Raw genomic sequence first — 25,539 nt, 5'->3', positions numbered from 1 at the left:
GCCGCCGGTGTGCCCGGCGGCCCCTCCTCTCCCCTCCTGGTGGTGCCGCGGCTCGTCACTACCGGGGCAACACCACGACATGCGCGGCCGGTTCGCGGTCGGCCGCGGCCATCAGGGCCGTGCGGATCACCGTCGCCTGCTGCTCCGGGGCGTCGCGCAGCTTCCTCGGTGTGATGTGGACGACCGTGATCCCCAGCCGCTCCAGGTGCTCGCGCTTGCGGGCGTACTCGGACCACAGGGCGTCGTCGTCCTGCCGGGGCGCCCGGGTGTCGAGCTCCACCGCCACCGCCTGGTCGGGCCAGTACGCGTCGAGCCCGCCGAGGTAGGGGCCGCCGGGCAGGCGCAGGTCGACGTTCCAGACCGGGTCGGGCAGGCCGTACTCGCCGATCATGCGGTACAGGCGGTCCTCCGCGCGGGCCCGGCCCTCCGCGAGCAGGGACTCCACCGCGTCCACCACGTGCGGGCGGCTCAGCAGCTGGGCCCGGTTCAGCTCGCGGACCACCGCCGTCGGGTCGCAGTGGGCGCCCCGGACCGCCTCCGTGAGCAGCCGGCGCACGGTGACGGCGTCGGCCAGTTCGGCCACCGCGTCGGCCAGCGCGCGGGCCACCGGTGCCACCGGCACCCCCGTGACCTGTTCCGGGTCCGGCACGACGGGCGTGCGGACGATGCGCGCGCAGCCCGTGGAGCGCAGCCGCCGCAGCCGCGGGACCAGGACGTCGATCGCCTCCAGGGACGGCAGCGGGGGAGTGGAGGAGAAGCCGTGCAGCGTCAGCGCGGCCAGGCCGGTGATCATCACCTCGGGGTAGGCGGGGGCGTGCGGCCGGCTCGCGCCGGGCTGGGCGGGCACCCCGGTGTCGCGCTCCCGCGCCGCGTACATCAGCACCGCGTGCAGCCGCTCCTCGCTGGTCGGCGGACCCGGATGGAGCAGGACGACGCCCGGGAGGAGCTGCTGCCAGGGGCCGCCCGCACGGCACTGCTCGTTCGTCTCGGACGTGGAGACACCGTGCGCGCGGAGCTGGACCGTCGTCAGCACGCGGGGACGGCCACCGCCGGACAGGTCGTGCAGCGGGCGGGGGGAGAGCGGGGTGTTGTGGGTCATGACTGGCAATTTCCCGCGTTCCGACCCTCTTTGAACCGCTGTTACGAGTCCGTCGACAATTACGGACAACCCGTCACTAAAGGACGGATGTTCGGTTGCCGAAAGCCCCTGGTCCGTTCGGGTGCGGGCCAGGGGTTACGGCTCAGGGGGCACTCGTCTCGTAACGAAGACCGAACACCCTGATCTCAGGCCAAAGCTACTGGTCAGCGGCCTCGTCGCACGCCTGTCCACGCAACGCGCGTGCCAGATCGTCACGGGATTCCAGCACCAGCCGGCGCAGCGCCGGGGCCGCCTCCCCGTGGGCGTCCAGCCACGCGTCCGTGGCGTCCAGCGTCTCCCGCGACTGCTGGAGGGAGGGGAACAGGCCCTGCACCACGTGCATGCCGATCTGGATCGACCGCTCGGCCCACACCCGTTCGATCGCCGCGAAGTACTTCCCGGCGTACGGCGCGATCAGCTCCCGCTGCGAGCCCTGGGAGAAGCCCGCGATGGTCGCCTCGACCATGGCGTTGGACAGCGCGTCCGACTCCACGACCTGCGCCCACGCCTGCGCCTTGACCGCCTCGGACGGACGGGCGGCCAGACAGCGCACCTGGTGGCGCTTGCCGGAGGCCGTGTCGTCCCGGGCCAGTTCCTCGGCCAGGGCCTTCTCGTCCACCACCCCGTGCGCGGCCAGCGGCTCCAGGAACACCCAGCGCAGCTCCTGGTCCAGTTCGAGTCCCTCGACCGTCGCCGTGCCCGCGAGCAGGTCCCCCAGCAGTGCGAAGTCCGCCTCGGTGGTGGCCGTCCGGGCGAAGAAACGCGCCCACGCGAGCTGGTGCTCGCCGCCCGGCACGGCCGCGTACAGCTCGCGCCGGGCGCCCTCGGCGAGCAGCGCGGCGGCCGTCTCGCGCCGGGCGGGCGCCGTGTAGTGGGTGACCGCCGACTCCGCCCACGCGTGCAGCATCTGCACGACGCCGATCTCGGACTCGCGCCCGCCGAACCGCAGCACCAGGTCCACGAAGTCCCGCGCCGGGAGCAGCGCGTCACGCGTCATGTTCCACAGCGCCGACCAGCACAGGGCACGCGCGAGCGGATCGGTGACCGCGCCCAGGTGCTCGCGCAGGGTCGCCAGCGAGGTCTCGTCGAAGCGGATCTTGCAGTAGGTCAGGTCGTCGTCGTTGACCAGGACCAGATCGGGAGCCTCGGCGCCGGCCAGGTCCGCGACGACCGTGCGGGCGCCGTCGACGTCGGTCTCCACGCGCGCGTAGCGCTCCAGCGTCCCGCCGTCCGTCACCCGGTACAGGCCCACGGCCACCCGGTGCGGCCGCAGCTCCGGGTGCGACTCGGCCGCCTCCTGGACCACCGCCAGTTCCTCGACGCGGCCGTCCGCGTCCAGCAGCACCTGCGGCGTCAGCGCGTTCACCCCGGCCGTCTGCAGCCAGGACCGCGACCAGGCGCTCATGTCCCGGCCGCTGGTCTCCTCCAGCACCGACAGCAGGTCACCGAGGCGCGTGTTGCCGTACGCGTGCCGCTTGAAGTAGCGCCGGGCGCCCTCCAGGAACGCCTCCTCACCGACGTACGCCACGAGCTGCTTCAGCACCGACGCGCCCTTGGCGTACGTGATGCCGTCGAAGTTGAGCTTGGCGTCCTGCAGGTCGCGGATGTCGGCCGTGATGGGGTGCGTCGAAGGGAGCTGGTCGGCGCGGTAGGCCCAGGCCTTGCGGCGGTTGGCGAAGGTGATCCAGCCGCCCGCGAAACGGGTCGCGCCGACCAGCGAGAACGCGCCCATGAAGTCCGCGAAGGACTCCTTCAGCCACAGGTCGTCCCACCACTCCATGGTGACCAGGTCGCCGAACCACATGTGCGCCATCTCGTGCAGGATGACGTTGGCCCGGCCCTCGTAGGACGCCTGCGTCACCTTCCCGCGGAAGATGAACTCCTCCCGGAACGTCACCAGCCCCGGGTTCTCCATCGCCCCCAGGTTGTACTCGGGCACGAACGCCTGGTCGTACTTCCCGAACGGGTACGGGTAGTCGAAGTGGTCGTGGAAGAAGTCCAGGCCCTGCTTGGTGACCAGGAACACGTCGTCGGAGTCGAAGTAGGGCGCGAGGCCCTTGCGGCACAGGGCGCCGAGCGGGATCTCCAGCGTCGTGCCGTCCGCCCAGGTGCGCGTGTAGGAGTCCGTCACGTAGTGGTACGGGCCCGCCACCACACAGGTGATGTATGTCGAGATCGGCTTGGTCTCGGCGAACCGCCACACGCCGTCGGTCTGCTCGCCGGCACCGTTGCTCCACACCGTCCAGCCCTCGGGAGCCCGCACCTCGAAGCGGTAGGGGGCCTTCAGGTCGGGCTGCTCGAAGTTGGCGAAGACCCGGCGGGAGTCGGCCGGCTCGTACTGGGTGTACAGGTACACCTCGCCGTCCTCGGGGTCGACGAAGCGGTGCAGACCCTCGCCGGTGCGGGAGTAGGCGCACTCGGCGTCGACCACCAGCTCGTTGTCCGCGGCCAGGTCCTCCAGCGCGATCCGGGAGCCGTCGAAGACCTCTCCGGGGTCCAGATCGCGGCCGTTGAGTGAGACGGCCGTCACACGCGGCGCGATCAGGTCCGCGAAGGTGCTCGCCCCGGGCTCGTTGCAGCGGAAGCGGATCACCGTGACGGAGCGGAAGGTGCGGGGCCCGTCCCCCCGGTCCTCCCCGACCGCGGACCGCAGGTCGAGGGACACCTCGTACCCGTCGACGCTCAGCAGGGCGGCCCGCTCCCGGGCCTCGTCGCGGGACAGATTCTCACCGGGCACGGGCGGCACTCCTCGGATGTCGTGGGGTACGGCTGATCAGGCCCGATCCTGCCACGTGCCCCGGACACGGGGCAGCCGGGAATGAGGCGAGCGCTTACCGGCGTTGCCGGGGAAACGGTTGCCTTTCGAGGAGAGACATGTCGGACAAGACCCCGGTCGACTTCTGGTTCGACCCGCTGTGCCCCTGGGCCTGGATGACCTCCCGCTGGGTGCTCGAGGTGGAGAAGGTCAGGGACATCGAGGCCCACTGGCACCTCATGAGCCTCGCCGTCCTGAACGAGAACCGGCTCGACGAGCTGCCCGAGGAGTACCGCGAGCTGCTCGAGACCAAGGCGTGGGGCCCCGTCCGGGTCGTCATAGCGGCGCAGCAGGAGCACGGCCCCGAGGTCCTCGGCGACCTCTACACCGCACTCGGCACCCGCATCCACAACCGGGCCGAGGGCCCCGGCAAGGAGACCGTGGCCGCCGCCCTGAAGGACGTGGGCCTGCCCGAGTCCCTCCTGGAGCACTGGGACTCCACTCCGTACGAGGCGGAGCTGCGCGCCTCCCACAAGGAGGGCATCGACAAGGTCGGCCAGGACGTCGGCACCCCGGTCATCGCCGTGCCCGGAGCCGACGGCGAGCAGATCGCCTTCTTCGGCCCGGTCGTCACCCCGGCCCCGCAGGGCGAGGAGGCCGGCCGCCTGTGGGACGGCACCCTCGCCGTGGCGTCGGTCCCCGGCTTTTACGAGATCAAGCGCACCCGCACCAAGGGCCCGGACTTCTCCAACCTGTAGGGATCACCGCGAGGCGTCGGCTCCCAAGTTCTGCAACTCCTCCGGGAGCCGGCCCCCGCCGGCCTGGTGGTCCCAGGGCTGGTACCACCGGCAGCCCGCGGCGGTGCAGCGCCACAGGTCCGTGCGGTTCGTCCCCAGGGCTTTTCGCTCCTCGGGCTTGAGTGGTGTGAACACCTGCGTGCCGCTGCCCTTGCACGTCGGGCAGTGCTTGTCCTTGAAGAACATCAGCTTCTCCTCGCGATCACCGCCAGGTCCGGGAAGTCGGTCACGACCGCATCGACCCCCATGCGGTAGTACAGCGCGTATTCGGCGAATGTGTCCCCGAAATCGTTCGCTCCGCTCCCGCGCCGGAACCGCTCCGGCAGGAACTGGTTCTCCGCGCGGAAGGTGTACGGCCCGATCCGCAGTCCCGCCGCGTGCGCGTCCTCGACGAGGGAGGTGCCGACGAGCGACGCCTTGTCCGGCCCGATCCAGTCCGCGTACGCGGCGATCTCCGCGAGCCCCTGCGGTGTCGTCATCTCCTGGTAGGTCCTTCCGGGCAGGTCGTACGGCCCGCCCGTCGTCCCCAGCGCCTGCCACAGCGGCACACCGAGGCCCGTCATGCGCGCGAGGCTCGTCGGCTCGAAGGACTGCACGACGCACTCGTGCCGGCCGAGCCGGTTGCGCCGGATCGCGGCCGCCAGCCTCGGCTCCAACGGCAGGCCGAGGGAGCGGAAGTACGTCGGGTGCTTGGTCTCCGGGAACACCGCGATCGTCCGGCCGTGCTCCCGTGACAGCCGCCGCGCCAGGTCCACCACCTCCTGGAAGGTCATGACCTGCGCGCGCCCGTCGAAGACGGTGTTGCGGTTGCGGACCGCGGGCAGCCGCTCCACCGCCCGCAGCGTCCTGAGTTCGGCCAGCGTGAAGTCCTCCGTGAACCAGCCGGTGACCGTCCGCCCGTCGACCGTCTTCGTCGTACGGCGGTCCGCGAACTCCGGGTGCCGGGCCACGTCGGTGGTCTGGGAGATCTCGTTCTCGTGCCGGACCACCAGCACGTGGTCCTTGGTCGGCACCAGGTCCGGTTCGATCCAGTCGGCGCCCGTCTGCACGGCGTGGATGTAGGAGGGCGCCGTGTGTTCCGGGCGCCAGCCGGCCGCGCCGCGGTGACCGATGACGACCGGGCCGGTGTCCTTGCGGGGTCCGGCCGCCGCCGCGGTGGCCGTCGCGGCCGTGGTGGTTCCCGCGGCCGCCGCGAGCAGGAGGGATCTCCGTCCGAGCCGCATGCGACTCCCCTTCCTCGATGACAGGTTCACTTCCGTGCCCGGGCCCGTGCCCCGGCCAGCCGGTCCAGGTGCTCCTCGTAGCCCCTCGCGTGGAACGCGGCCCGCTCCGGGTCCGGCTCGACCACCGCCGTCGGTGTCGTCCACGCCTCGGCGTCCAGCGGCACCCCGTACCGTCCGGCCGCCGCCAGGACCGCGCCCCGCGCACCCACCTCGCCCTCGACGACCCGCAGCGGACGCCCGAGCACGTCGGCCAGCAGCCGCATCCAGGCGGAGCTGCGGGTGCCGCCTCCGCAGACCGCGAGGCTCCCGGTGAGCCCCGCCGCCTGAAGGCAGTGCCGGGCCGCGTACCCGATGCCCTCGCAGGTGGCGCGGACCAGATCCCCCCGGGTCGACTCCAGGCAGACGCCGGTGAGTTCGGCGCGCAGCCGCGGTTCCACGAACGGGGCGCGCTCGCCGGAGGGCGCGAAGTACGGCAGGACCGAGACGCCGTTGGCGCCCGGCGGGGTCCCGGCCAGCAGGCCGTCCACCTCGTCGTGCCGCACTCCGGTCGTCGACAGCACCCAGTCCAGTGCCGCCGTGCCGACCATGGCGGGCATGGCGCGCAGCCAGTGCCCGGGCCGGTCGGTGGAGATGTACAGACCGGCCGGCTCCCCGGTCAGGTCGAGCTCGGTCGTGGCGACCAGACTGGCCAGACAGGTGCCGACGATCAGCAGACCGTCCCCCGGGGACGTCACCCCGGCGCCCAGCGCGCAGGCCGGCAGATCGTACGGCCCGTTCGCGATGCGCGTCCCCGGCGGCAGGCCCTCGCCGCGCGTCTTCGCGGTCGCCACCGGGTCGCTGACCGGGGCGAGCAGACCCCGGCGGTGCGCCAGCCCCAGCACCTCGACGACCCGGTCGTCGTACGTCCGGGTCCGCGGGTCCAGGAAGGGCATGGAGGCGTCCGACACATCCGTCGTCGCGGCGGCTCCCGTCAGCCGCTGGAACACCATGTCCTTGCAGTACAGGGCGGCCTTCGCGGCGTCCAGCGCCTCCGGTTCGTGACGGTCCAGCCAGGCCAGCAGCGGCCCCGGGCAGCCGGGGAACATCGCGCTGCCCGTGCGCCGGAAGACCGACTCGAACGTGCCGTCCGCCAGCCAGCCGTCGACGAGTTCGTGTGCCCGCCCGTCCAGCCAGGAGGCGGCGGGCCGCACCGGCCGGCCCTCGCCGTCCACAAGCCAGACCCCGTCGCCCTGCCCGGTGAGCCCGGCCAGCTCGACGGGCTCGTCCACGGCGGAGGTCAGCGCCTCCAGCACCGCGACGACCGCCCCGTACACCTCCTCCATGTCCTGCTCGACGACCCCGCCGTGCAGGGCGAGGCCCACCGGCCGGGATTCCACGCCCAGTTGACGGCCCGTGGTGTCGAAGGCCGCCGCCTTGACCATGGACGTCCCCACATCGATACCGACGTACATGCGGTTCTCCTCCCGGTCCTCAGGTCAGACAGTGCGCGAGCGGCTCCCCGCGCACCCAGCGGCCCACCTCCGCGGCGGCGATCCGGGCGGCCTTCTCCGCGACCGCCCGTGACGCCCCGCCCAGGTGGGGGGTGAGGACCACACGGTCGGCGAGTCCCAGCAGCCGGGACCGCGCGGGCAGCGGCTCCCGCTCGTAGGTGTCGAGGGCCGCCGCGGACAACCGCCCGCTCTCCAGCGCGTCGCACAGCGCCTCCTCGTCCAGCAGCGGGCCCCGGGCCACGTTCACCACCACCGCGCCGGCCGGCAGCAGCCCCAGCTGCCGGGCGCCGATCAGCCCCCTCGTCTCGGGGGTGAGCCGGGCGTGCAGGCTGATCACCTGGGAGCGGCCCAGGAGTTCGTCCAGCGAGGTGACGCGCAGGCCGTGGATCTCGCCGTGCACATACGGGTCGTGGACCATCACCCGTGCCCCGAACGCGCACAGCACGCGCGCCACCCTGCTGCCGACGGCCCCGTACCCGACCAGCCCGACGGGCAGGTCCTCCAGCTCCAGTCCGCTGCGCTCGTACGTGTAGTACGTCGCTCCTGCCCAGCTGCCCCGCCGGGCGAGCGGCTCGTGGGCCTGGGGGATGCGGCGCAGGGCCGCCAGCATCATGCCGACGGTGAACTCGGCGGTGGCGGCGGCGTTGCGGCCCGGCGCGAAACACACCCGCACGTCACGGTTCTTCGCCGCGTCCAGGTTGACGTTGACCGGCCCGCCCCGGCACACCACGACCAGTCTCAGATCCGGGCAGGCGGCCAGGACCTTCTCGGTGACCGGTCCCATCTGCGTGACCAGGACCTCCGCACCGGCCAGCGCCTCGATCACCGCGTCCTCCGCGTCACTGGCCTCCTGCACCTCGGCGACCGGCCCGAACGGCTCCAGCGGCCAGCCGAGCCGCAGTTCCGTCACGTCGGCCCGCTCCACCTCGTGCTCCACCGCCCGCGTGATCAGCGACGGCAGGACGAAGTGGTCACCGGCGGCCACGACACGCACGCTGTTCCGGTCGGTCATCGCAGTGAGTCTCCTGTCTCGGCGTCGAAGACATGGGTGTGCAGGGGGTCGGCGGCGACCCGGACCCGCTCGTCGTGGGCGAGCCGCACCTCGGGGTCGGTGAGGACGACCAGATGCCGTTCGACCCCGTCCAGGGCGAGGGTCGCCAGGCCCGACTCCAGAAGGGGCTCGTGGGCGACGACCCGGGCGGGCAGGCCGCCCTCCCCGGTGAGCCGGACGTCCTCGGGGCGGATCCCGACCATCACCTGCCGCCCCCGCTCCACCGGCACGGGCAGCTCGATGCGCACGGAGTCGGAGAGGCGGGCGTGGCCGTCGCCGCCGGAGATGCCGGGCAGCAGGCTGATCGCGGGCTCGCCGACGAAGTCCGCGACGAACACGTTGGCCGGGCTGTCGTAGATCTCGTAAGGGGTGCCGAGCTGCTGGATGACGCCGTCCTTCATCACGGCGATCCGGTCGGCGAGGGAGAGGGCCTCCTCCTGGTCGTGGGTGACCAGGATCGTGGTGTGGCCCAGGTCCTTCTGGATGCGCTTGAGTTCACGGCGCGTGGTGTCGCGCTGGGCCGCGTCCAGGTGGGAGAGCGGCTCGTCGAGGAGCAGTACGTCCGGTTCGCGGATCAGGGCCCGGGCCAGCGAGACCCGCTGCTTCTGGCCGCTGGAGAGACCGGCCGGGCGGGCCCCGAGGAGGCCGGTCAGCCCGACCCGCTCGGCGATGTCCTGCACCCTGCGCTGGATGTCCCCCCTGGACCCCCGGGCGGCCTTGCGCCGGGCCTTCAGGCCGAACGCCAGGTTCTCCGCGACGGACAGGGGCGGGTAGAGGGCGTAGTTCTCGAACGCGACCCCGATGTTCCGCTCCTGCGCGGGCCGTTCGACGACCGACGCCCCGCCGACGAGGATGTCCCCGCCGGTGACGGACTCGAGACCGGCGATCATCCGCAGTGTGGTCGACTTGCCGCAGCCGGAGGGCCCGAGCAGCCCGAGCAGTTCCCCGGACCGCAGGCTCAGGTCGATGCCGCGGACGGCCTCCACGGACGGCCGCCCCCGCGACCGGTAGGTCTTGCGCAGCTCACGTAGCTCCAGTCCCGTTCCGCTCGCCATGGTCGCCCTTCGTCGCGCAAACCTCGTAACGGACCTTGTGCTCGTCCAGATCCCGCAGTGCCTCCGGCGTCGCCCCGTCGTCCACGAGGACCGTGTCGAAGCGGGACAGCGGGACGACCCGGTGCAGGGCGACCCGGCCGAGCTTGGTGTGGTCGATCAGCAGGACGTTGCGTGCCGCCGCGTCGAGCATCGCCCGTTTCACGGACACGATGTGCTGCTCCTGGTGGTAGGCGTACCCCCCGTGCACGGCCGACGTCGAGGCGAAGCACACGTCCACCCGCAACTGCTCGACGGCCTCCACGCACGACACCCCGAGGAACGAGGAGTGCAGCGGGTCGTAGTCGCCGCCGAGCGCCATCAGATGGATGCCCCGCTGGTCGGACAGGAGGTTGATGGCCTCCAGGAAGTTGGTCACGACCGTCAGCGGGGTGACCTCGGCCGTGCGCAGCCGCCTGGCTATCTCCAGCGTGGACGTCGAGTCGTCCAGCAGGATCGCCATGCCGGGCTCCACCATGCGCAGGGCGTGCTCGGCGACGGCGGCCTTCTCGGCCCGCATGGTCTTCAGCCGGTACTGCACGTTCGACTCGAAGACCCCCGACGGCTGCGCTGTCACCCCGCCCCGGAACTTCCGTACGATGCCCTGCCGTTCCAGCTCGTCGAGGTCCCGGTGGATGGTCATCAGGCTCACCCCGAACCGCTCGGCGAGCTCCGCGGCCGTCGCCGAGCCGTCGGCGAGCACCTGCTCGGCCATGGCGGCCTGGCGTGCCGCCGGCCCCTGCTGTCCACCACTGCTGTTGCTGCTCATGACTCGGTCTCTATCCGTCGTCCCGGTCGCTCCGGCCGGTCGGCCTCGAACAGCAGCAGGTTCTCAGGCCGGACCACGAGCCGTACCGGATCGTCGGCACGAAGGCGCGCCGCGTCGTGCCGGGGGGCCACCAGAGACACCCGCTGCTCACCGGTCCCGAGCCGGACGGTGACCTCGACGGACCGGCCGAGCACCTCGGTGACGTACACGGTCCCCGTCAGCTCGTGCCCGTCGCCGTGCAGGGCGATGTCCCGGGGCCGCAGACCGACCAGGACGTCCGTGCCGGGGGCGGCCCGGGGACGGACCGGCAGCTCGACCCCGCCGTCCGCGCGCACGCCGCTCTCCGTCACCACACCCGGCAGCAGATTGATCCGGGGCCGGCCGAAGGCCCGGGCGACCTCGGTGTCGCGCGGCTCGTACCAGATCTCCTCCCGGGTGCCGGTCTGCACGATCCGGCCCTCCCGGATGACCCCGATCCGGTCGCCGAGCGCCAGCGCCTCCACGGAGTCGTGGGTGACGTAGAGGGTGGTGGTGTGCTGCACGGCGCCGATCGCCTTCAGCTCGGCCCGCATCTGCTGGCGGAGCTTGGCGTCCAGGTGGGACAGCGGCTCGTCGAGCAGGAAGGCCCGGGCGGGCCGGACCAGCACCCGGCCGAGGGCCACGCGCTGCCGCTGGCCGTTGGACAGCTGCCCGACGGGCCGGTCCAGCAGCCCGGAGATGCCGAGCAGTTCGGCGATGGCGCCGATGCGCTGCCGGGCCTCGGCGGCGGGCAGCCGGTGCCGGGGCGAGCGCAGCGGCGAGGCCAGGTTGTCGTAGGCCGAGCGGTGCGGGTAGAGGGCGTAGCTCTCGAAGCACATCGCCACGCCCCGGTCGTAGGGTTCCACGCCCCGCATGTCCTCGCCGTCGAGCAGGACGGTCCCGGAGTCGGGCTGTTCGAGTCCGGCGACGGTCTTCAGCGTGGTGGTCTTGCCCGCGCCGGACGGTCCGAGCAGGCAGAAGAACTCGCCTTCCCCCACCTCCAGTTCGAGTTCGTCGAGGGCGAGGGTCTTGCCGTACGCCTTGCGTATCCCGCTCAGCCGGATCATGACTTCACCGCCCCGAACGACAGGCCCCGCACCAGGTACCGCTGGATCGTCAGCGCCAGCAGCAGCGGCGGTACGACCGACACCAGGGCGGCGGCGGCCGTGAGGTTGTACTTGGGCCGGTCACCGCCGAGGAACGACAGCGCGCCCACGGTCACCGTCTGGGCCTCGTTGGAGGTGAGGATCAGCGGGAAGACGAAGTTGTTCCAGGCGAAGATGAACGCCAGCAGCGACACGGCCGCGATGCCCGGCTTGACCAGTGGCAGGGCCACCTTGAAGAAGGCCTGCTTGCGGGTGTAGCCGTCCAGCAGGGCCGCCTGCTCCAGCTCGGGGGGCAGATCGGCGAAGTAGGACCGCATGATCCACACGACCAGCGGCAGCGTGACGAGTTGCAGCACCCACACCATGCCGACGTACGTGTCGAACAAGCCGAGCTTCTGGTACAGCACGAACAGCGGGATGATCACCGTCAGTTCGGGTGCGAAGCGGAACGACAGCAGCGTGAACATCAGGTTCTCGGAGCCCTTGAACCGCCACCGCGCGGAGGCGTACGCGGCCGGCAGCCCGACCACCAGCGACAGCGCGACCGCCCCCACCGACACCACCAGGCTGTTGACGAAGAACCGCACGAACGGGATGCCCTCGCTGTCGCCGAGGACCGTCCGGTAGCCGTCGAGGGTGGGGGAGAAGGAGAAGTAGGTGGAGAAGAGCTGGTCGGCCGGCTTCAGTGACAGGATCACCATCCAGGCGATCGGGAACAGCGCGAAGACGAAGTAGAGGATCAGGGCGGCGTCGCCCAGCCACCCGAGGACGCGTTTGTTCATGTGGTGACCTCCGCGGCCTTCCGCTGGATCTTCCCCAGGTGCTTCACCAGCACCATCGCGGCCAGGTACACCACGGCCCACAGCACGATCGTGTAGCTGATCCCGAAGGAGTACCGCTGGAAACGGATCGCCTCCAGGTACGCCCGGATCTGCAGGACGACCGTCGAGTCACCCGGCCCGCCCTCGGTGAGGGCGTAGATGATGTCGAACACCTTCAGCGAGTCCATGAACCGGAAGATCACCGCGACCAGGACGTACGGCCACAGCATCGGCAGCGTGAGCCGCCGGAAGGTGTACCACCACCCCGCGCCGTCCACGGCCGCCGCCTCGAACGGGGAGGTGGGCAGCGACCGCAGACCGGCCAGGGCGAGGATCGCCACGAACGGGGTGTAGACCCACACGTCCACCGCGATCGACGACAGCAGCGCGCCCGTCGGGGTGTCGGTCCACTGCACGCCGCCCAGGCCGAAGGGCCTGAGCAGGTGGTTGACGACACCGACCGACGGCTGGAGCATCAGCTTCCAGATGATCGCCGCGATCACCGGGGCGATCATCAGCGGCAGGATCAGGATCTTCTCCAGGATCCGGCCGATCAGGGTCGAGCGGTGCAGCAGCAGGGCGACGCCCACGCCCAGCGCGGTCTCGGCGAGGGCCGCCCCGACGGCGTACAGCACGGTCACCCATGCCGAGTTCCAGAACGCCTCCTGGGTGAAGACGGCTCTGTAGTTCTCGAACCGCACCATGTCCGGCTGCGGTTTGCTCGCCGAGAAGTCGAACAGCGTGTAGTACAGGCCGAGCCCGAAGGGGTAGAGGATCCCGCAGGTCAGCAACAGGGCCGGGACGATCAGGAGGTACGGGCGCAGGGCGAGCCGCCACCCCATGCCTCTAGCCCACCTTGCCGGCGAGGTCGTCCGCCAGGCCGTCCAGGACCGACTTCGCGCCCTTGCCGCCGTAGATCTCCTGGAGGGCCGCCGCCCAGCTGGTCGTCGCGTCGAAGAACTGGGCCTGCGGGGTGAACTGGATCTTCGTCTGGTCGACGACCGTCTCGAAGGTCTCCAGGAAACCCGGCAGGTGCCGCATCTTGTCCTTGTACGCGGCGTCGTCCGCCACCGACTTGCGCACCGGGTCGATGTGGTTGTGCGCGACCGCGCTTCTGCGCAGGTGCTCCTTGCCGGTCGCCCACTGGAGGAACAGCCAACTGGCGCTCTTCTTCTTGCTCTTGGCGTTCATGCCGAGCGACCAGATCCACATGTTGGTGGCGAGCGACCCGTCCGGGCCCTTGGGCCCCGGGTGGAAGGCGATCTTCCCGGAGGCGGGGCTGGCGCCCTTCACCGCCTGGAAGTACGCGGCCGTGTCGGCGTCGAACAGCATCCCCGCCTTCTTCGCGCCGAGATCGCTGGAGCACTGGTACCAGGTGTACGACGTCCAGGACGGCGGCCCGCCCCGCTCGACCATGCGGGCCCAGTCCTCGGTGAAGGCGACGGCCTCCGGGCTGTTCATGGCGGGGGTGAGCTTTCCGCCGTCGACCGTGAAGTCCTTCAGCCCGTTGCGGGCGTACATCGTCATGAAGCCCGGGTGGATGGTGGCCCAGCTCCTCGACCCGCGCACGGCGATCCCGTACATGCCGTCGAACCCGGCGCCCGGCGCCTTCTGCTTGATGGTCCTGGCGAGTTCGGTCAGCTCGTCGAAGGTCTCGGCCGGTTGCACGCCGAGCTTCCTGAACAGCTCGGTGTTGTAGGCGACGACGTTGGTCTCCCAGCCCCAGGGCAGCGCGTACTGTCCGCCCCGGCCCAGTGGCGCGCCCGCCTTCAGCGACCACTGGTCGGCCCGGAGCAGGTTCGGGAAGAAGTCCTCCTGGTCCCAATCGGGGCCCGTCGCGGAGGAGTTGCGCATCCAGGGCCCGAGGTCCTCCAGCCAGCCCGGCGGCCCGTACTGCCACACCATGTACGCGCCGAGCATGAAGACGTCGTAGGAGGCCCGCCCGCTGGAGAGGTCCACGGTGAGCTTGTCGAAGTAGTTGTCCTCGGGGAAGACGTCGTACTCGACCTCGATGCCGGTCTTCGCGGTGAACGACTTGAGGTCGGCGATGAGGGCGTCGGTGTACGGGTGCTTGTTGAGCAGCGCCTTGACGGTGGTGCCCTTCTCCCGCTTCCAGTCGAAGGATCCGGTGACGTCGTCCGCCGCCGAGCCGTCGCTCTTGTCGTCGTTCCCGCCGAAACCGGCACCGCAGGCCGTCAGTAACGGGGCCGCCGCCGCCCCGGCGGCCAGGGCGAGGAAGCGTCGGCGGTCGTGCACGTGCGTGTCCATCCGTACCTCCGCGTGGAGCCTGGTTAACACGTCGAGTCGACTCGTTAACAGAGGGTGGAACGGCTGAAGTTGGGCGTCAATCCCTCGCGCACGGGAAAATATCGCGGCACAGTGAGAAGTTCACAGTTCCGGCTGCGACGGCCTGGGAGGTTCCGGATGGTGAACGACGGTGCGGACGAGGGCGCGGACACGGGTGGGGGCTGGCTGGGCGTCGACCTCGGCACACAGAGCGTCCGCGTGCTGCTCGTCACCGCCGACGGCACGGTCCTCGGCGGCGGCTCGGCCCCGCTCACGGGGCGGCGGGACGGCGTGCGGCACGAGCAGGACCCGCTGCGCTGGTGGGCGGCGCTGTGCGACGCGTCGCGGGCGGCCCTGCGCTCCGCGCCCCCGGGCCTGCCGATCGGCGGGCTCGCGGTGTGCGGCACCTCCGGGACGGTCCTGCTGACGGACGGCTCGGGCCGCCCGGTGAGCCCCGCCCTGATGTACGACGACGGGCGGGCGAAGGCACAGGCCGCGCGAGCCCGGGAGGCGGGCCTCGCGGTCCAGGACACCTGGGCGCTGCCGAAGGCGCTGTGGCTGCTGGACGAGTACGGCGGAACCTCGCTGCGCCTGACGCACCAGCCCGACCTGATCGTCTCCCGGCTCACGGGCGAGCCGCCCCCGGCCGACTCCAGCCATGCCCTGAAGACGGGCTACGACCTGGAGCGCGACCGCTGGCCGGACGCCGCCCTGGCCGAACTGGGCCTGCCTGACGGCCTGTTGCCGAATGTCGTCCGCCCGGGGACGCGCCTCGGCGAGGTCTGCCCGGCCGCCGCCGACGCCACCGGCATCCCCGCCGGCACACCGGTGTTCGCGGGGATGACCGACGGCTGCGCGGCCCAGATCGCGTCGGGCGCACTGCGGCCCGGCTCCTGGAACTCCGTGCTCGGCACCACGCTGGTGCTGAAGGGCGCCGCCCGCGACCCGGTCCGCGACCCCACCGGCGTGGTCTACAACCACCGTGCCCCGGACGGCACCTGGCTGCCCGGCGGGGCGTCGAGCGTCGGGGCCGGGGCGCTCGCGGCGCACTTCCCGGGAGCCGACCCCTCCGAGATGGACGTACCGGCCAGGGCGTACGAGCCGTCGAACGCGATCGCCTACCCCCTCGTCTCGCCGGGGGAGCGGTTCCCGTTCCGGGCCCCCGGGGCGACCCCGTTCGTCCTGGGCGACCCCGTCGAGAACGCCGACCTGTGGGCGGCGCTGCTCCAGGGTGTCGGCCTCGTCGAACGCCTCTGCCTGGACTACCTGCACCACCTCGGCGCCCCCCTGGACGGCCCGCTCACCTTCACCGGCGGCGGCGCCCGCAGCCCGTACTGGAACCAGCTGCGCGCCGACATCCTGGGCCGCCCGGCCCGCGTCCCCGAGCAGACGGAACCGGCCCTGGGCATGGCGGCGCTGGCCGCGTACGGGGCGTCGGGGACCGGCGCGCTCGCGGATGTCGCCGCACGCATGGTCCGCGTCCGGACCGTCGTCGAGCCCCGCCCCGGGCTTACGGCCGCCTTCGCCGAGCCGTACGCGCGTCTCGTCGACGCCCTGCGGGGGCGCGGCTGGCTGCCCGGCCCGGTGGCCGCGCACGCGCACGGCCGTCTGAACCGGGATACTTCCGCCTCATGAGTACGACCCTCCTGCTGGTCCGCCACGGACAGACCGTCTGGCACGCCGAGAACCGCTACGCCGGCATCAGCGACATCGACCTCACCGACACCGGCCGCGCCCAGGCCGGCGCCCTCGGCCGGTGGGCCGCCGCCCATCCCGTCGACGCGATCTGGACGTCCCCGCTGTCCCGGGCCGTCGCCACCGCCGACCCCGCCTGCCGCGCCCTCGGCCTCACCGCGCAGAGCGAACCCCACCTGCGTGAATGCGACTTCGGTGTGCTCGAAGGCCGCACACTCGCCGAGTTCGAGGCCGAGGACCCCGAGTGGGCCGCGGCCTACCGTGCCGACCCGGTGGAGCACTCCTTCCCCGGTGCCGAGGACCCGCTGGCCGCGGCGGCCCGTGGGGTGCGGGCCCTGCGGGACATCGCCGCCGCCCACCCCGGCGAACGCGTCCTGGTCGTCGCCCACAACACGCTGCTGCGGCTGGTGCTGTGCACCCTGCTGTCGATCCCGGTGAGCGAGTACCGCAGAGTGCTCCCGCGGTTGCGGAACGCGGCGATCAGCGAACTGCGCATGAACCCCGACGGTTCCGCCGCACTCCTCTCACTCAATGTGCCGTGCGAAATCGAAGTGCCGTAGCAGTATGGGCACATGACGCAGATCGACACGTCGGTGCCGCACTCGGCCCGGATCTGGAACTACTGGCTGGGCGGCAAGGACAACTACCCGGTGGACGAGGCGGCCGGTGACGCGTACACCGCCGTCTTCCCCGGCATCGTCACCATCGCCCGCAGCAGCCGTGCCTTCCTCGGCCGCAGCATCCGGTACCTCGTCCAGGAGGCCGGTGTACGGCAGTTCCTCGACGTCGGCACCGGCCTGCCGACCGTGGACAACACCCATGAGGTCGCCCAGCGGCTCGCCCCGGACGCGCGGATCGTCTACGTGGACAACGACCCGCTGGTCCTGGCGCACGCCCGCGCCCTGCTCACCTCCACCCCCGAGGGAGCGACGGCCTACGAGCCCATCAGCCTCTTCGAGCCCGAGGAGATCCTCGCGGCCGCCGGCAAGACCCTCGACCTCACCCGCCCCACGGCCCTGATACTCAGCGGCATCCTGGGCCACGTGGCCGACTACGACCAGGCCCGCGACCTGGTCCGCCGCCTCCTGGCCGGCCTGCCCTCCGGCAGCCACCTCTCCCTCAACGAGGGCTCACGCGGCACGGATCCCGCCTACGAGCAGGCCCAGGACGCCTACAACGAGACGGGCGCGGTCCCGTACTTCCTGCGGCCGGTCGAGCAGATCGAGGCGTTCTTCGAGGGCCTGGAACTGGTGACACCGGGCGTGGTCTCGGTACCGCTGTGGCACCCCGAGCCGGGCGCCCCCACGGACCCGATCGGCCAGCACGGAGGGTTGGGCCGCAAGCCGTGACGCGCACCGCCGCGTGCTCCGGGGGCCCGAAGTGACCGCACCGCGCATGGCGGGCCGTCCGGATGGGCAGAGCTGACCCATGTCCGGCACGAGCGACGACACCGTCCCCGGAGTGCAGGTGTGCTCACTGAAGGTCGACACGCCTCAGCTGATCGCGCCCGGCACCACGTACAAGGTGGTGCGGTTCCCCTTCGGTGCGGCCGAGCCCACCGATCGTTTCGAGATGCACCAGGCCGTGCAGCCGGACGGCTACGTGGTGTCCAACTGGGCGACGGACGACCGCAGCGGGCTGATCTGGCCGTCGAAAGCCGGCTGGGGCCAGCTCCACGCGATGATCCAGTGGGAGGCGCCGAGCGCCTCCAACGGCTACACGGAGCTGCGCGACCAGTTCGTGCGCGACCCACTGGGGCTGACGCCGACGCCGAACGACACGACGGCGACCGAGCATCGGCCGCCGTCACCGGGAGGGCAGTTCTTCGTCAAGAGCCACGGCATCTTCGTCGACCCGGGCATGCCGCTCGCCCTGCGGGTCACGCACGACGACGCCACTTCGAGGCTGCTGACCCTGGCCGAGTTCAAGCTGGTCATCCACCACGCCGCCTAGGCACGGGAAACCCCCGCGAGTCACGTCCTCGCGGGGGTCTCCTTCTCTCCGCCTGCCGTGCGTGAAGGGTGAGAAGACGATCACGAGGCAGGACGCTTCACGGCCTCAGGGGGCCGGCAGGAGCACGTTCGCCCGGGACTTGGCGGCCTCGTGACGACGGGCCACGTCCTGCCAATTGACGACCTGCCACATCGCCTCGATGAAGTCGGCCTTCTGGTTGCGGTACTGCAGGTAGAAGGCGTGCTCCCAGGCGTCGAAGACGAGGATCGGGGTGGCGCCCTGGCCGACGTTGCCCTGGTGGTCGTAGACCTGCTCCACGATCAGCCGCCCGCTCAGCGGCTCGTAGGCCAGCACGCCCCAGCCCGAACCCTGCGTGGTGGCCGACGCCTTGGACAACTGCGCCTTGAACCGCGCGAAGGAACCGAAGGACTCGGTGATCGCGTCGGCGAGCTCACCCACCCCGTCCTGCGCCAGCGGCTCCCCGCCACCGTCCTTCGGGCCGGTCATGTTCTGCCAGTAGATGCTGTGCAGGATGTGCCCGGACAGGTGGAAGGCCAGGTTCTTCTCCAGCCCGTTGATCGACCCCCACGTCTCCTTGTCCCGCGCCTCGGCCAGCTGCTCCAGCGTGTCGTTGGCGCCCTTCACGTAGGCGGCATGGTGCTTGTCGTGATGCAGCTCGATGATCTCGGGACTGATCACGGGGGCGAGCGCGGAGTAGTCGTAGGGCAGTTCAGGCAGCGTGTAGACGGGCATGGGCGGGATCCCCTCCGGACCTTATTGCAACATGCTTGCAACTGCACGCTAGCAGCAGGAGTGCTCCGGTGGGGGTCCAGGCACGCGAAAGGCCCCCGCCGTGTCGCGGAGGCCTTTCGGTGGTGGACTTCCTACTGCTTGGCGCGGGCCTTCTGCCACGCGTACCCGACCGCGGCCAGAACCAGGATCATCCCGCCCGTCGAGTACAGCTGCACCCGCGTGTCCGGCTCCCGGGCCATCAGGACGAACACCGCGGCCATGCCGGCCAGGGCGACCCAGGTCAGCCAGGGGAACGCCCACATGCGCACGGCCAGTTTCTCGGGAGCCTCACGCTCCAGGCGGCGGCGCAGGCGCAGTTGCGAGACGGCGATGAAGATCCAGACGACCAGGATCACCGCGCCGATCATGTTCAGCAGCCAGGCGAACACGTCGTTCGGCCGCCAGTAGCTCAGCAGCACGCACAGGAACCCGAACACCGAGGACGCCCCCACGGCGATCCGCGGCACCCCGCCCGAGATGCGGCCGAGACCCTTCGGGCCCTGCCCGCGCTCCACGAGCGAGTAGGCGATGCGGGACGCGCCGTAGATGTTGGCGTTCATGGCGGACAGCAGGGCGACCAGGACGACCACGTTCATCAGCTGGCCGGCGCCGGGGATGCCGAGCTGGTCGAGGGCGGCGACGTAGGGGCCCTTCTCGACGACCGCCTTCGAGTCCCAGGGGACGAGCGTGACGATGACGGCCATCGAGCCGATGTAGAACAGGGCGATGCGCCACATCGCCGTGCGGACCGCGCTCGCGACACCCTGGACGGGGTTCTCCGACTCGGCGGCCGCGATGGTGACCGTCTCCAGTCCGCCGTAGGCGAAGACCGAGGCGAGCAGGCCGATGACCAGGCCCTCTCCGCCGTTCGGCAGGAAGTCGGTGAGGTGACTCGCGCCCGGCGAGTCCGTGCCGGGCAGGACGCCCGCGATCGCCAGGACGCCGAGCACCAGGAACAGGGTGATCGCGCCGACCTTCAGCGCCGCGAACCAGAACTCGAACTCGCCGAAGTTCTTCACGGCGGCCAGGTTCGTGCCGCAGAAGACGACCATGAACAGCGCCACCCACGCCCACTCCGGCGTGCCCGGCAGCCAGCCGCTGACGATCTTCGCGGCGCCGATGCCCTCCAGGCCGACGGCCGTGCACAGCAGCACCCAGAAGGACCAGCCGGCGGTGAATCCCGCCCAGGGGCCGATCGCCCGCTCGGCGTGCGCCGAGAACGACCCCGACGAGGGATACGCGGCCGACATCTCGCCGAGCATCCGCATCACCAGCATCACGAGGGCACCGGAGAGGGCGTAGGCGACCACGATCGACGGACCGGCCGCGGCGATACCGGCACCGGAGCCGACGAACAGACCGGCCCCGATCACCCCGCCGAGGGCGATCATCGACAGGTGGCGCTGCTTCAGGCCATGGGAGAGGGAGACGTCGTCCGCGCTGGGCGGCGTCCCCGTGGTGGTGCTGCTGGGCATGGGCGCGACTCGTCCTATGCGTGAGGGGCGTACGAGGGCAAAAACGCCGCCAGTCTCGGATGCCTCCCCGCCTGACGGAGAGGCATCCCAGCATGTGGACGATCGCGTCGCTCTGTGTGGCTAGGCGGCGACCGGCGTGTAGTGCGAGGCGTCGCCCTCGATGACGTAGCTCTCCTTGCCCTCGATCCCGACGGGGATGTCACCCGCGACGGTGACCCGGTGCAGGCGGCGCGGCAGACCGTCGTAGTTGTCGACGGCGTAGTGCTGGGTGATGCGGTTGTCGAACAGGACGAGCTGGTTGGGCGACCAGCGGTGGCGCAGGATGTTCTCCGGCCGGGTGACGTACGCCTGGAGCAGGTCGAGGATCTTGCGCGACTCGCCCGGGGACAGGCCCACGATCCGCTGGGCGAAGCCGCCGATGAACAGCCCGCGCTCGCCGGTCAGCGGGTGGACGCGGACCACCGGGTGGACCGTGCGGTACTTGATCGAGGTGAACTGGGCGCGCCGGGCGGCCTGCTTCTCGTCGACTTCCTCGTCCGGGACGGCGTAGTCGTAGTCGTTGGTGTGCTCGGCCCACAGGGTGTCGGCGAGGCTGCGCAGCGACTCGGGCAGGTTGCGGTAGGCGGCGGCGGAGCTGGAGATCAGGGTCTCGCCGCCGTACGGCGGGATCGTGATGCTGCGCAGGGTGCTGGCCTGCGGCGGGTTGAGGACGAAGGTGACGTCGGTGTGCCAGTGGTTGGCGGCCCGGCCCCGCTCGCTGTCGACGGGCAGTACGTTCGGGGCGTCGGCGATGGACGACACCGTCGGGTGGGCGGTGGTGATGTCGCCGAAATGGCGGGCGAAGGCCTGCTGGCCCGCGTCGTCGAGGCCTTCCGCGTCGAAGACCAGGGCCTTGTGGGTGTTGAGCGCGTCCCGCAGGGCGGTGTAGGTCTCCTGGCCGAGGGGCCGGGTGAGGTCGACGCCCTCGACTCGGGCGCCGATGTTCGCGGTGACCTTGTGGATCTCGATGGCCATGACGGGTTCCTTCCGGACGAGAGGGGATCAGACGAGGGCGGGGGCGTCGAGGTGCTGGTTGGCGGGGCGCGGCAGGCCGTAGCGCTCCCGCAGGGTGCGGCGGGCGCTGCCGTACTCGGTGCGGAGCAGTCCCCGGGCGCGCAGGATCGGGACGACGTGGTCGACGAAGGCCTCCAGGCCGGACGGCAGCACCGCCGGCATGATGTTGAAGCCGTCCGCGGCGCCCGAGCCGAACCACAGCTCGATGGTGTCGGCGACCTGCTCGGGCGTCCCGGCGAAGGTGAGGTGCCCGCGGCCGCCGCCGAGCCGGCCGATCAGCTGCCGCACGGTGAGCCGGTCGCGCCGGGCCAGCTCCACGACGAGCGTGTAGCGGCTCTTGGCGCCCTCGACGGCGCTCTCCGGCGGCAGGCCGGCGGGAAGCGGGCTGTCGAGCTCCAGGGTGCCGGGGGCGAGCTGCAGCAGCCGCTCCAGGCGGTCCACGCCGTGCGCGTGCACGATGTGGTCCTCCAGGATCCGCTCGTTCTCCAGCGCCTCGGCCTCGGTGGAACCGATCACCGGGACGATGCCCGGCAGCACCTTGATGTGCTCGGCGTCCCGGCCGGCCGCGACGGTGCGGGACTTGAGATCGGCGTAGAAGGACCGGGCGTCCTCGATGGTCTGCTGGGCGGTGAACACCGCCTCCGCGTACCGGGCGGCGAACCGCTTGCCGTCCTCGGAGGAGCCGGCCTGCACGAGCAGCGGGTAACCCTGGGGCGTGCGCGGCACGTTGAGGGCGCCCTCGACGCTGAAGTACCGGCCCCGGTGGCGGGGCGGGTGGATCTTCGCGTCGTCGCCCCACACGCCCGCCGTCTTGTCGGCGACGATCGCGTCGTCCTCCCAGCTGTCCCACAGCTTCAGCGCCACGTCGAGGAACTCGGCGGCCCGTGCGTACCGCTCGGCGTGCGCCGGCTCGGCGTCCAGACCGAAGTTCCGGGCGGCCTCGGCACCGGCGGTGGTGACGATGTTCCAGCCCGCCCGGCCCCCGCTGAGGTGGTCCAGCGTGGCGAACTTGCGGGCCAGGTTGTACGGCGAGTTGTACGACGTGGAGGCCGTGGCGATCAGGCCGATGTGCTCGGTCGCCGTCGCCAGGGCGGTCAGCAGCGTGATCGGCTCCAGCGCCCCGGCGGGCCGCTGTGCGAGGTTGTTCCACAGCTGTGGGCCGTCGGCGAGGAACAGCGAGTCGAAGGTGCCGCGCTCGGCGATCCGGGCCAGCCGCACGTAGTGGGCCAGGTCCACGTGCGCGTACGGGTCGCTCTCCGGCAGCCGCCACGACGCCTCGTGGTGGCCGGTGTTCATCAGGAACGCGTTGAGGTGGAGCTGTCTGCGGGTCATCGGTCGTCCTCCGTGACACCGAGCGCGGCCAGCAGCCGCTCCCGGTATGCGCCGAGCAGGGGGTCGCGGTACGAGCGCGGGTGTGCGCGGTCGATGGTGAGGTCGAGGCCGATCCGGCCCTGGTCCAGGACGAGCACCCGGTCGGCGAGGACGATCGCCTCGTCCACGTCGTGGGTGACCAGCAGCACCGAGGGCCGGTGGCGCTCCCAGAGCTCCCGGAGCAGGCCGTGCATCCGGATCCGGGTGAGCGCGTCCAGCGCCCCGAACGGCTCGTCGGCCAGCAGCAGTTCCGGCTCGCGCACCAGGGACCGGGCCAGGGCGGCGCGCTGGGCCTCCCCGCCGGACAGCTCGCCCGGCCAGGCCCGCTCGCGGCCCTTCAGCCCCACCTCCTCCAGGGCTTCCCGCCCCTTGCGCCCGGCCTCCTTGCCCTCGGCGCCGAGCAGCACGTTGTCGAGGACCCGCAGCCAGGGCAGCAACCGGGAGTCCTGGAAGACGACCGACACCCGCTCGGGGGCGGTGAGCTGCCCGGAGCCCGTGACGCCGTGGTCGAGTCCGGCGATCGCCCGCAGCAGGGTGCTCTTGCCGGATCCGCTGTGGCCCAGCAGGGCGGTGAGCTGTCCGGCGGGCAGGTCGAGGTCGATGCCGTCGAGGACCGTGCGTCCGTCGAACGACCGGGTCAGGCCGCGCAGTCGGACGGCGGGCCGGGTCAGCTGCTCAGTGTGCGGCGCCATGACAGCACCCTCCGTTCGATCAGACGGACCGCGCTGTCGGAGACCAGGCCGAAGACGCCGTAGACGACGAGGCCGACGAGGATGACGTCCGTCTGGCCGTAGTTCTGCGCCTGGAACATCATGTAGCCGAGGCCGCTGGTGGCGTTGATCTGCTCCAGCACCACCAGGCCGAGCCAGGAGCCGGTGACGCCGAGCCGCAGTCCGACGAAGAAGCCGGGCAGGGCTCCGGGGATGACGACCTGCCGGATGAACCGGTACTTCGACAGGCCCTGGACTTCGGCGAGTTCGACGAAGCGGCTGTCGATGCCGGACAGCGCGGCGTGCGTGTTGAGGTAGATCGGGATGTAGACGACGATCGCGATGATGGCGATCTTGAAGGTCTCCCCGATGCCCAGCCACAGGATGAACAGCGGGATCAGGCCGAGGGTGGGGATCGCCCGGTTGAGGTTGACCGTCCCGTCGATCAGGGCCTCACCGGTCCGGGTCAGCCCGGACGCCAGCGCGAGCAGGATGCCCACCGCCAGGCCGATCGAGAAGCCGGTGGCCGCGCGCTGCAGCGACGTCAGGATGTCGTCCGGCAGCGTGCCCGCGGTCCACAGCCGGCTGCCCGTCTCCAGCACCGTCCACGGCGCCGGGATCGCGCCCGGGTCGAGCAGCCCGGCGGCGGAGGCGGCACTCCACAGCCCGAGGACGGCGGCCGGCCCGACGAGCCGGGTGGCGGGCAGCCGCTTGCCGGGAGCCAGCCGCCGGCGCCTGCGCACCTGGTGCGTCCCCTCCACCGGGGGGAGCGCCGCGGGGGCCTGCGCGGTCGTGTGCGTCGTCGTGGTCACGGCGGTCACCTCCGGTACTCCGCGGGCACGGCCTCGGCCGCGAGGGACTCGAAGCGGTGGTCGAAGAGCTCGGAGACGTCGAACTCCTTCACGAAGCCGCCCTCCGCCAGCAGGTCGGCGGTCTCCTGCTCCCACCTGATGGCCTCGTCCCATCGGGGCGGGAACAGCGGCTTGTTGGCGAGCGCGGTGACGGCCTCCGCCTGGCGGAGCGTCAGGTTCTGCGTCCCGACGTAGAACTGCTCGTTCCACTCGTCGGGGTGCTCGTAGGTCCACACCTGGCTCTTGGCCCAGTACGGGATGTACGCGGCGATCGCGGCGGCCTTCGCCTTGTCGTTCAGCACGGAAACCGGCGCCCACAGCAGGCTGAGCAGGTCCACCACGTCGGTGGTGATGGTCCGGGCCGACCTGTACTGCGCCAGATACGCCGGCGCCTGGGTGTTGGCGAGCGGGGCGATGTCCACCTGCCCGGACTGCAGGGCGGTGAGGAACTGATTGCTGGTCAGCGACACCAGCTCCACGTCGTCGTACGCCAGCCCGGCCTTCTTCAGCGCCCGCAGCAGGACCACGCCCTGTGCCTGGCCCTGGGAGAAGGCGAGCCGCTTGCCCTTGAAGCCGGCGACCGTACGGACGTCGCTGCCCGGCTTGGTGGCGAAGAGGTAGTTGGGCTTCCGGGTGATGTTGATCGCCACGATCTTCGCGTCGAAGCCCTGATAGTGCGCCTGGATCGGCGGGATACCCGCGTTGTTGGCGACCTCCAGGGACTTCGCGCGGAAGGCGTTGATGACATCGGGGCCTGCGCCGATGTTCAGCCAGTCGGCGACCTTGAACGGCAGGTCCCGGAACCCGGCCAGCTTGAACTGGAGTTGCTGGGCGTTCTGATAGGAGGCGATCTTCAGGCTCGTACCGGCGGGCACCGTGGAGGCCAGGGGAGCGTCCGAGGCCTCTTCGGCGGCGGCACTGCTGTCCGCGCAGCCGCTCAGTCCGGCCGCCGCGGCCGTCACGCCGAGCAGTGAGGTCAGGAACAGACGCCGGTCGAGACCGGACGGGGGAGGAGAGGGCATGGGAGGACTCCCGGGTCATGGAAGGCGGCACGGCACGCGGAATTCCGGAAGGGAATGCCGGGCAGGGGAATT

Annotated in this window: 24 protein-coding genes; 5 read left to right on the top strand and 19 right to left on the bottom strand. The window is 71.4% G+C overall.

Features of this window, described 5'->3' with window-relative positions:
• Nucleotides 1-58: 58 nt before the first annotated feature.
• Together AB0F04_RS05290 and pepN are read right to left on the bottom strand one after the other, a co-directional pair.
• Entirely contained in the window at nt 59-1,099 is a 1,041-nt protein-coding gene (locus AB0F04_RS05290) for a hypothetical protein (RefSeq protein WP_362037958.1), read from the bottom strand.
• A 196-nt stretch (nt 1,100-1,295) separates the two neighbouring features.
• Complete coding sequence (gene pepN, locus AB0F04_RS05285; protein ID WP_362037956.1) at nt 1,296-3,875, bottom strand: aminopeptidase N; 2,580 nt, start codon at nt 3,873-3,875, stop codon at nt 1,296-1,298.
• Nucleotides 3,876-4,012: 137 nt separating this feature from the next.
• On the opposite strand from pepN, the gene AB0F04_RS05280 reads away from it, so the two are divergent.
• Nucleotides 4,013-4,651: a DsbA family protein gene (locus AB0F04_RS05280; protein ID WP_362037954.1), complete on the top strand. Its 639-nt coding sequence runs from the start codon at nt 4,013-4,015 to the stop codon at nt 4,649-4,651.
• 3 nt (nt 4,652-4,654) lie between these two features.
• On the opposite strand, the gene AB0F04_RS05275 is transcribed toward AB0F04_RS05280, so the two are convergent.
• From AB0F04_RS05275 to AB0F04_RS05230, 10 genes are read right to left on the bottom strand one after another with little or no spacing between them, the layout of a single operon-like run.
• A complete protein-coding gene (locus tag AB0F04_RS05275; RefSeq protein ID WP_362037952.1) occupies nt 4,655-4,876 on the bottom strand; it encodes a hypothetical protein in 222 nt (73 codons plus the stop codon).
• Complete coding sequence (locus AB0F04_RS05270) at nt 4,876-5,913, bottom strand: glycerophosphodiester phosphodiesterase family protein (RefSeq protein ID WP_362037950.1); 1,038 nt, start codon at nt 5,911-5,913, stop codon at nt 4,876-4,878. Before AB0F04_RS05270 ends, AB0F04_RS05275 begins: the two co-directional genes overlap by 1 nt.
• Nucleotides 5,914-5,939: 26 nt before the next feature.
• A complete protein-coding gene (locus AB0F04_RS05265) occupies nt 5,940-7,364 on the bottom strand; it encodes an FGGY-family carbohydrate kinase (RefSeq protein ID WP_362037947.1) in 1,425 nt (474 codons plus the stop codon).
• Nucleotides 7,365-7,383: 19 nt separating this feature from the next.
• Entirely contained in the window at nt 7,384-8,415 is a 1,032-nt protein-coding gene (locus AB0F04_RS05260; RefSeq protein WP_362037945.1) for a 2-hydroxyacid dehydrogenase, read from the bottom strand.
• Nucleotides 8,412-9,509: an ABC transporter ATP-binding protein gene (locus AB0F04_RS05255; RefSeq protein ID WP_362037943.1), complete on the bottom strand. Its 1,098-nt coding sequence runs from the start codon at nt 9,507-9,509 to the stop codon at nt 8,412-8,414. Before AB0F04_RS05255 ends, AB0F04_RS05260 begins: the two co-directional genes overlap by 4 nt.
• The gene (locus AB0F04_RS05250) at nt 9,478-10,314 is read right to left on the bottom strand and encodes a DeoR/GlpR family DNA-binding transcription regulator (protein WP_362037940.1); all 837 of its coding nucleotides are present in this window, start codon (nt 10,312-10,314) and stop codon (nt 9,478-9,480) included. The genes AB0F04_RS05255 and AB0F04_RS05250 overlap by 32 nt, the downstream gene beginning before the upstream one ends.
• Nucleotides 10,311-11,399 carry an ABC transporter ATP-binding protein gene (locus AB0F04_RS05245; protein ID WP_362037939.1) on the bottom strand — a complete coding sequence of 363 codons (1,089 nt, stop codon included), beginning with the start codon at nt 11,397-11,399 and terminating at the stop codon, nt 10,311-10,313. The genes AB0F04_RS05250 and AB0F04_RS05245 overlap by 4 nt, the downstream gene beginning before the upstream one ends.
• Complete coding sequence (locus AB0F04_RS05240; RefSeq protein ID WP_362037937.1) at nt 11,396-12,220, bottom strand: carbohydrate ABC transporter permease; 825 nt, start codon at nt 12,218-12,220, stop codon at nt 11,396-11,398. The genes AB0F04_RS05245 and AB0F04_RS05240 overlap by 4 nt, the downstream gene beginning before the upstream one ends.
• The gene (locus AB0F04_RS05235) at nt 12,217-13,101 is read right to left on the bottom strand and encodes a sugar ABC transporter permease (RefSeq protein WP_362037935.1); all 885 of its coding nucleotides are present in this window, start codon (nt 13,099-13,101) and stop codon (nt 12,217-12,219) included. The genes AB0F04_RS05240 and AB0F04_RS05235 overlap by 4 nt, the downstream gene beginning before the upstream one ends.
• Nucleotides 13,102-13,105: 4 nt before the next feature.
• On the bottom strand, nt 13,106-14,527 hold the full coding sequence (locus AB0F04_RS05230) for a sugar ABC transporter substrate-binding protein (RefSeq protein WP_362037933.1): 1,422 nt from the start codon (nt 14,525-14,527) through the stop codon (nt 13,106-13,108).
• A 156-nt stretch (nt 14,528-14,683) separates the two neighbouring features.
• Between AB0F04_RS05230 and AB0F04_RS05225 the strand changes: the two genes are divergently transcribed.
• The 4 genes from AB0F04_RS05225 (at nt 14,684) to AB0F04_RS05210 (ending at nt 18,193) form a co-directional block, all read left to right on the top strand.
• Entirely contained in the window at nt 14,684-16,180 is a 1,497-nt protein-coding gene (locus AB0F04_RS05225; RefSeq protein WP_362037931.1) for an FGGY family carbohydrate kinase, read from the top strand.
• Nucleotides 16,177-16,800 (top strand): histidine phosphatase family protein, encoded by a 624-nt coding sequence (locus AB0F04_RS05220; protein WP_362037929.1) that lies wholly within the window; start codon nt 16,177-16,179, stop codon nt 16,798-16,800. The genes AB0F04_RS05225 and AB0F04_RS05220 overlap by 4 nt, the downstream gene beginning before the upstream one ends.
• Nucleotides 16,801-16,812: 12 nt before the next feature.
• Nucleotides 16,813-17,589 carry an SAM-dependent methyltransferase gene (locus AB0F04_RS05215; RefSeq protein WP_362037927.1) on the top strand — a complete coding sequence of 259 codons (777 nt, stop codon included), beginning with the start codon at nt 16,813-16,815 and terminating at the stop codon, nt 17,587-17,589.
• 79 nt (nt 17,590-17,668) lie between these two features.
• Entirely contained in the window at nt 17,669-18,193 is a 525-nt protein-coding gene (locus AB0F04_RS05210; RefSeq protein ID WP_362037924.1) for a hypothetical protein, read from the top strand.
• 105 nt (nt 18,194-18,298) lie between these two features.
• Here AB0F04_RS05210 and AB0F04_RS05205 read toward each other — a convergent pair whose 3' ends face one another.
• The 7 genes from AB0F04_RS05205 to AB0F04_RS05175 form a co-directional block, all read right to left on the bottom strand.
• Complete coding sequence (locus tag AB0F04_RS05205) at nt 18,299-18,946, bottom strand: superoxide dismutase (protein ID WP_362037921.1); 648 nt, start codon at nt 18,944-18,946, stop codon at nt 18,299-18,301.
• 131 nt (nt 18,947-19,077) lie between these two features.
• Nucleotides 19,078-20,460, bottom strand: coding sequence for an amino acid permease (locus AB0F04_RS05200; protein WP_362037919.1), 1,383 nt, complete (start codon nt 20,458-20,460; stop codon nt 19,078-19,080).
• Between the two features lie 120 nt (nt 20,461-20,580).
• On the bottom strand, nt 20,581-21,474 hold the full coding sequence (locus AB0F04_RS05195) for a TauD/TfdA family dioxygenase (protein ID WP_362037917.1): 894 nt from the start codon (nt 21,472-21,474) through the stop codon (nt 20,581-20,583).
• Between the two features lie 27 nt (nt 21,475-21,501).
• On the bottom strand, nt 21,502-22,845 hold the full coding sequence (locus tag AB0F04_RS05190) for an LLM class flavin-dependent oxidoreductase (protein WP_362037915.1): 1,344 nt from the start codon (nt 22,843-22,845) through the stop codon (nt 21,502-21,504).
• Entirely contained in the window at nt 22,842-23,576 is a 735-nt protein-coding gene (locus tag AB0F04_RS05185; protein ID WP_362037913.1) for an ABC transporter ATP-binding protein, read from the bottom strand. Before AB0F04_RS05185 ends, AB0F04_RS05190 begins: the two co-directional genes overlap by 4 nt.
• Nucleotides 23,552-24,406, bottom strand: coding sequence for an ABC transporter permease (locus AB0F04_RS05180; RefSeq protein ID WP_362037911.1), 855 nt, complete (start codon nt 24,404-24,406; stop codon nt 23,552-23,554). The genes AB0F04_RS05185 and AB0F04_RS05180 overlap by 25 nt, the downstream gene beginning before the upstream one ends.
• Before the next feature lie 5 nt (nt 24,407-24,411).
• The gene (locus AB0F04_RS05175) at nt 24,412-25,467 is read right to left on the bottom strand and encodes an ABC transporter substrate-binding protein (RefSeq protein WP_362037909.1); all 1,056 of its coding nucleotides are present in this window, start codon (nt 25,465-25,467) and stop codon (nt 24,412-24,414) included.
• Between the last annotated feature and the right edge of the window lie 72 nt (nt 25,468-25,539).

Origin of the sequence: Streptomyces sp. NPDC029041 (assembly GCF_040637515.1) — a bacterium.
Lineage (GTDB): Bacteria > Actinomycetota > Actinomycetes > Streptomycetales > Streptomycetaceae > Streptomyces.
The sequence above is the reverse complement of the archived record's forward strand: the minus strand, read 5'-3'. Positions and strand labels throughout refer to the sequence as shown.

Coding starts and splice junctions, on each gene's coding strand:
- AB0F04_RS05290 (WP_362037958.1), bottom strand. CDS start 1,099: ATGACCCACAACACCCCGCTCTCCCCCCGCCCGCTGCACGACCTGTCC.
- AB0F04_RS05280 (WP_362037954.1), top strand. CDS start 4,013: ATGTCGGACAAGACCCCGGTCGACTTCTGGTTCGACCCGCTGTGCCCC.
- AB0F04_RS05275 (WP_362037952.1), bottom strand. CDS start 4,876: ATGTTCTTCAAGGACAAGCACTGCCCGACGTGCAAGGGCAGCGGCACG.
- AB0F04_RS05270 (WP_362037950.1), bottom strand. CDS start 5,913: ATGCGGCTCGGACGGAGATCCCTCCTGCTCGCGGCGGCCGCGGGAACC.
- AB0F04_RS05265 (WP_362037947.1), bottom strand. CDS start 7,364: ATGTACGTCGGTATCGATGTGGGGACGTCCATGGTCAAGGCGGCGGCC.
- AB0F04_RS05260 (WP_362037945.1), bottom strand. CDS start 8,415: ATGACCGACCGGAACAGCGTGCGTGTCGTGGCCGCCGGTGACCACTTC.
- AB0F04_RS05255 (WP_362037943.1), bottom strand. CDS start 9,509: ATGGCGAGCGGAACGGGACTGGAGCTACGTGAGCTGCGCAAGACCTAC.
- AB0F04_RS05250 (WP_362037940.1), bottom strand. CDS start 10,314: ATGAGCAGCAACAGCAGTGGTGGACAGCAGGGGCCGGCGGCACGCCAG.
- AB0F04_RS05245 (WP_362037939.1), bottom strand. CDS start 11,399: ATGATCCGGCTGAGCGGGATACGCAAGGCGTACGGCAAGACCCTCGCC.
- AB0F04_RS05240 (WP_362037937.1), bottom strand. CDS start 12,220: ATGAACAAACGCGTCCTCGGGTGGCTGGGCGACGCCGCCCTGATCCTC.
- AB0F04_RS05235 (WP_362037935.1), bottom strand. CDS start 13,101: ATGGGGTGGCGGCTCGCCCTGCGCCCGTACCTCCTGATCGTCCCGGCC.
- AB0F04_RS05230 (WP_362037933.1), bottom strand. CDS start 14,527: ATGGACACGCACGTGCACGACCGCCGACGCTTCCTCGCCCTGGCCGCC.
- AB0F04_RS05225 (WP_362037931.1), top strand. CDS start 14,684: ATGGTGAACGACGGTGCGGACGAGGGCGCGGACACGGGTGGGGGCTGG.
- AB0F04_RS05220 (WP_362037929.1), top strand. CDS start 16,177: ATGAGTACGACCCTCCTGCTGGTCCGCCACGGACAGACCGTCTGGCAC.
- AB0F04_RS05215 (WP_362037927.1), top strand. CDS start 16,813: ATGACGCAGATCGACACGTCGGTGCCGCACTCGGCCCGGATCTGGAAC.
- AB0F04_RS05210 (WP_362037924.1), top strand. CDS start 17,669: ATGTCCGGCACGAGCGACGACACCGTCCCCGGAGTGCAGGTGTGCTCA.
- AB0F04_RS05205 (WP_362037921.1), bottom strand. CDS start 18,946: ATGCCCGTCTACACGCTGCCTGAACTGCCCTACGACTACTCCGCGCTC.
- AB0F04_RS05200 (WP_362037919.1), bottom strand. CDS start 20,460: ATGCCCAGCAGCACCACCACGGGGACGCCGCCCAGCGCGGACGACGTC.
- AB0F04_RS05195 (WP_362037917.1), bottom strand. CDS start 21,474: ATGGCCATCGAGATCCACAAGGTCACCGCGAACATCGGCGCCCGAGTC.
- AB0F04_RS05190 (WP_362037915.1), bottom strand. CDS start 22,845: ATGACCCGCAGACAGCTCCACCTCAACGCGTTCCTGATGAACACCGGC.
- AB0F04_RS05185 (WP_362037913.1), bottom strand. CDS start 23,576: ATGGCGCCGCACACTGAGCAGCTGACCCGGCCCGCCGTCCGACTGCGC.
- AB0F04_RS05175 (WP_362037909.1), bottom strand. CDS start 25,467: ATGCCCTCTCCTCCCCCGTCCGGTCTCGACCGGCGTCTGTTCCTGACC.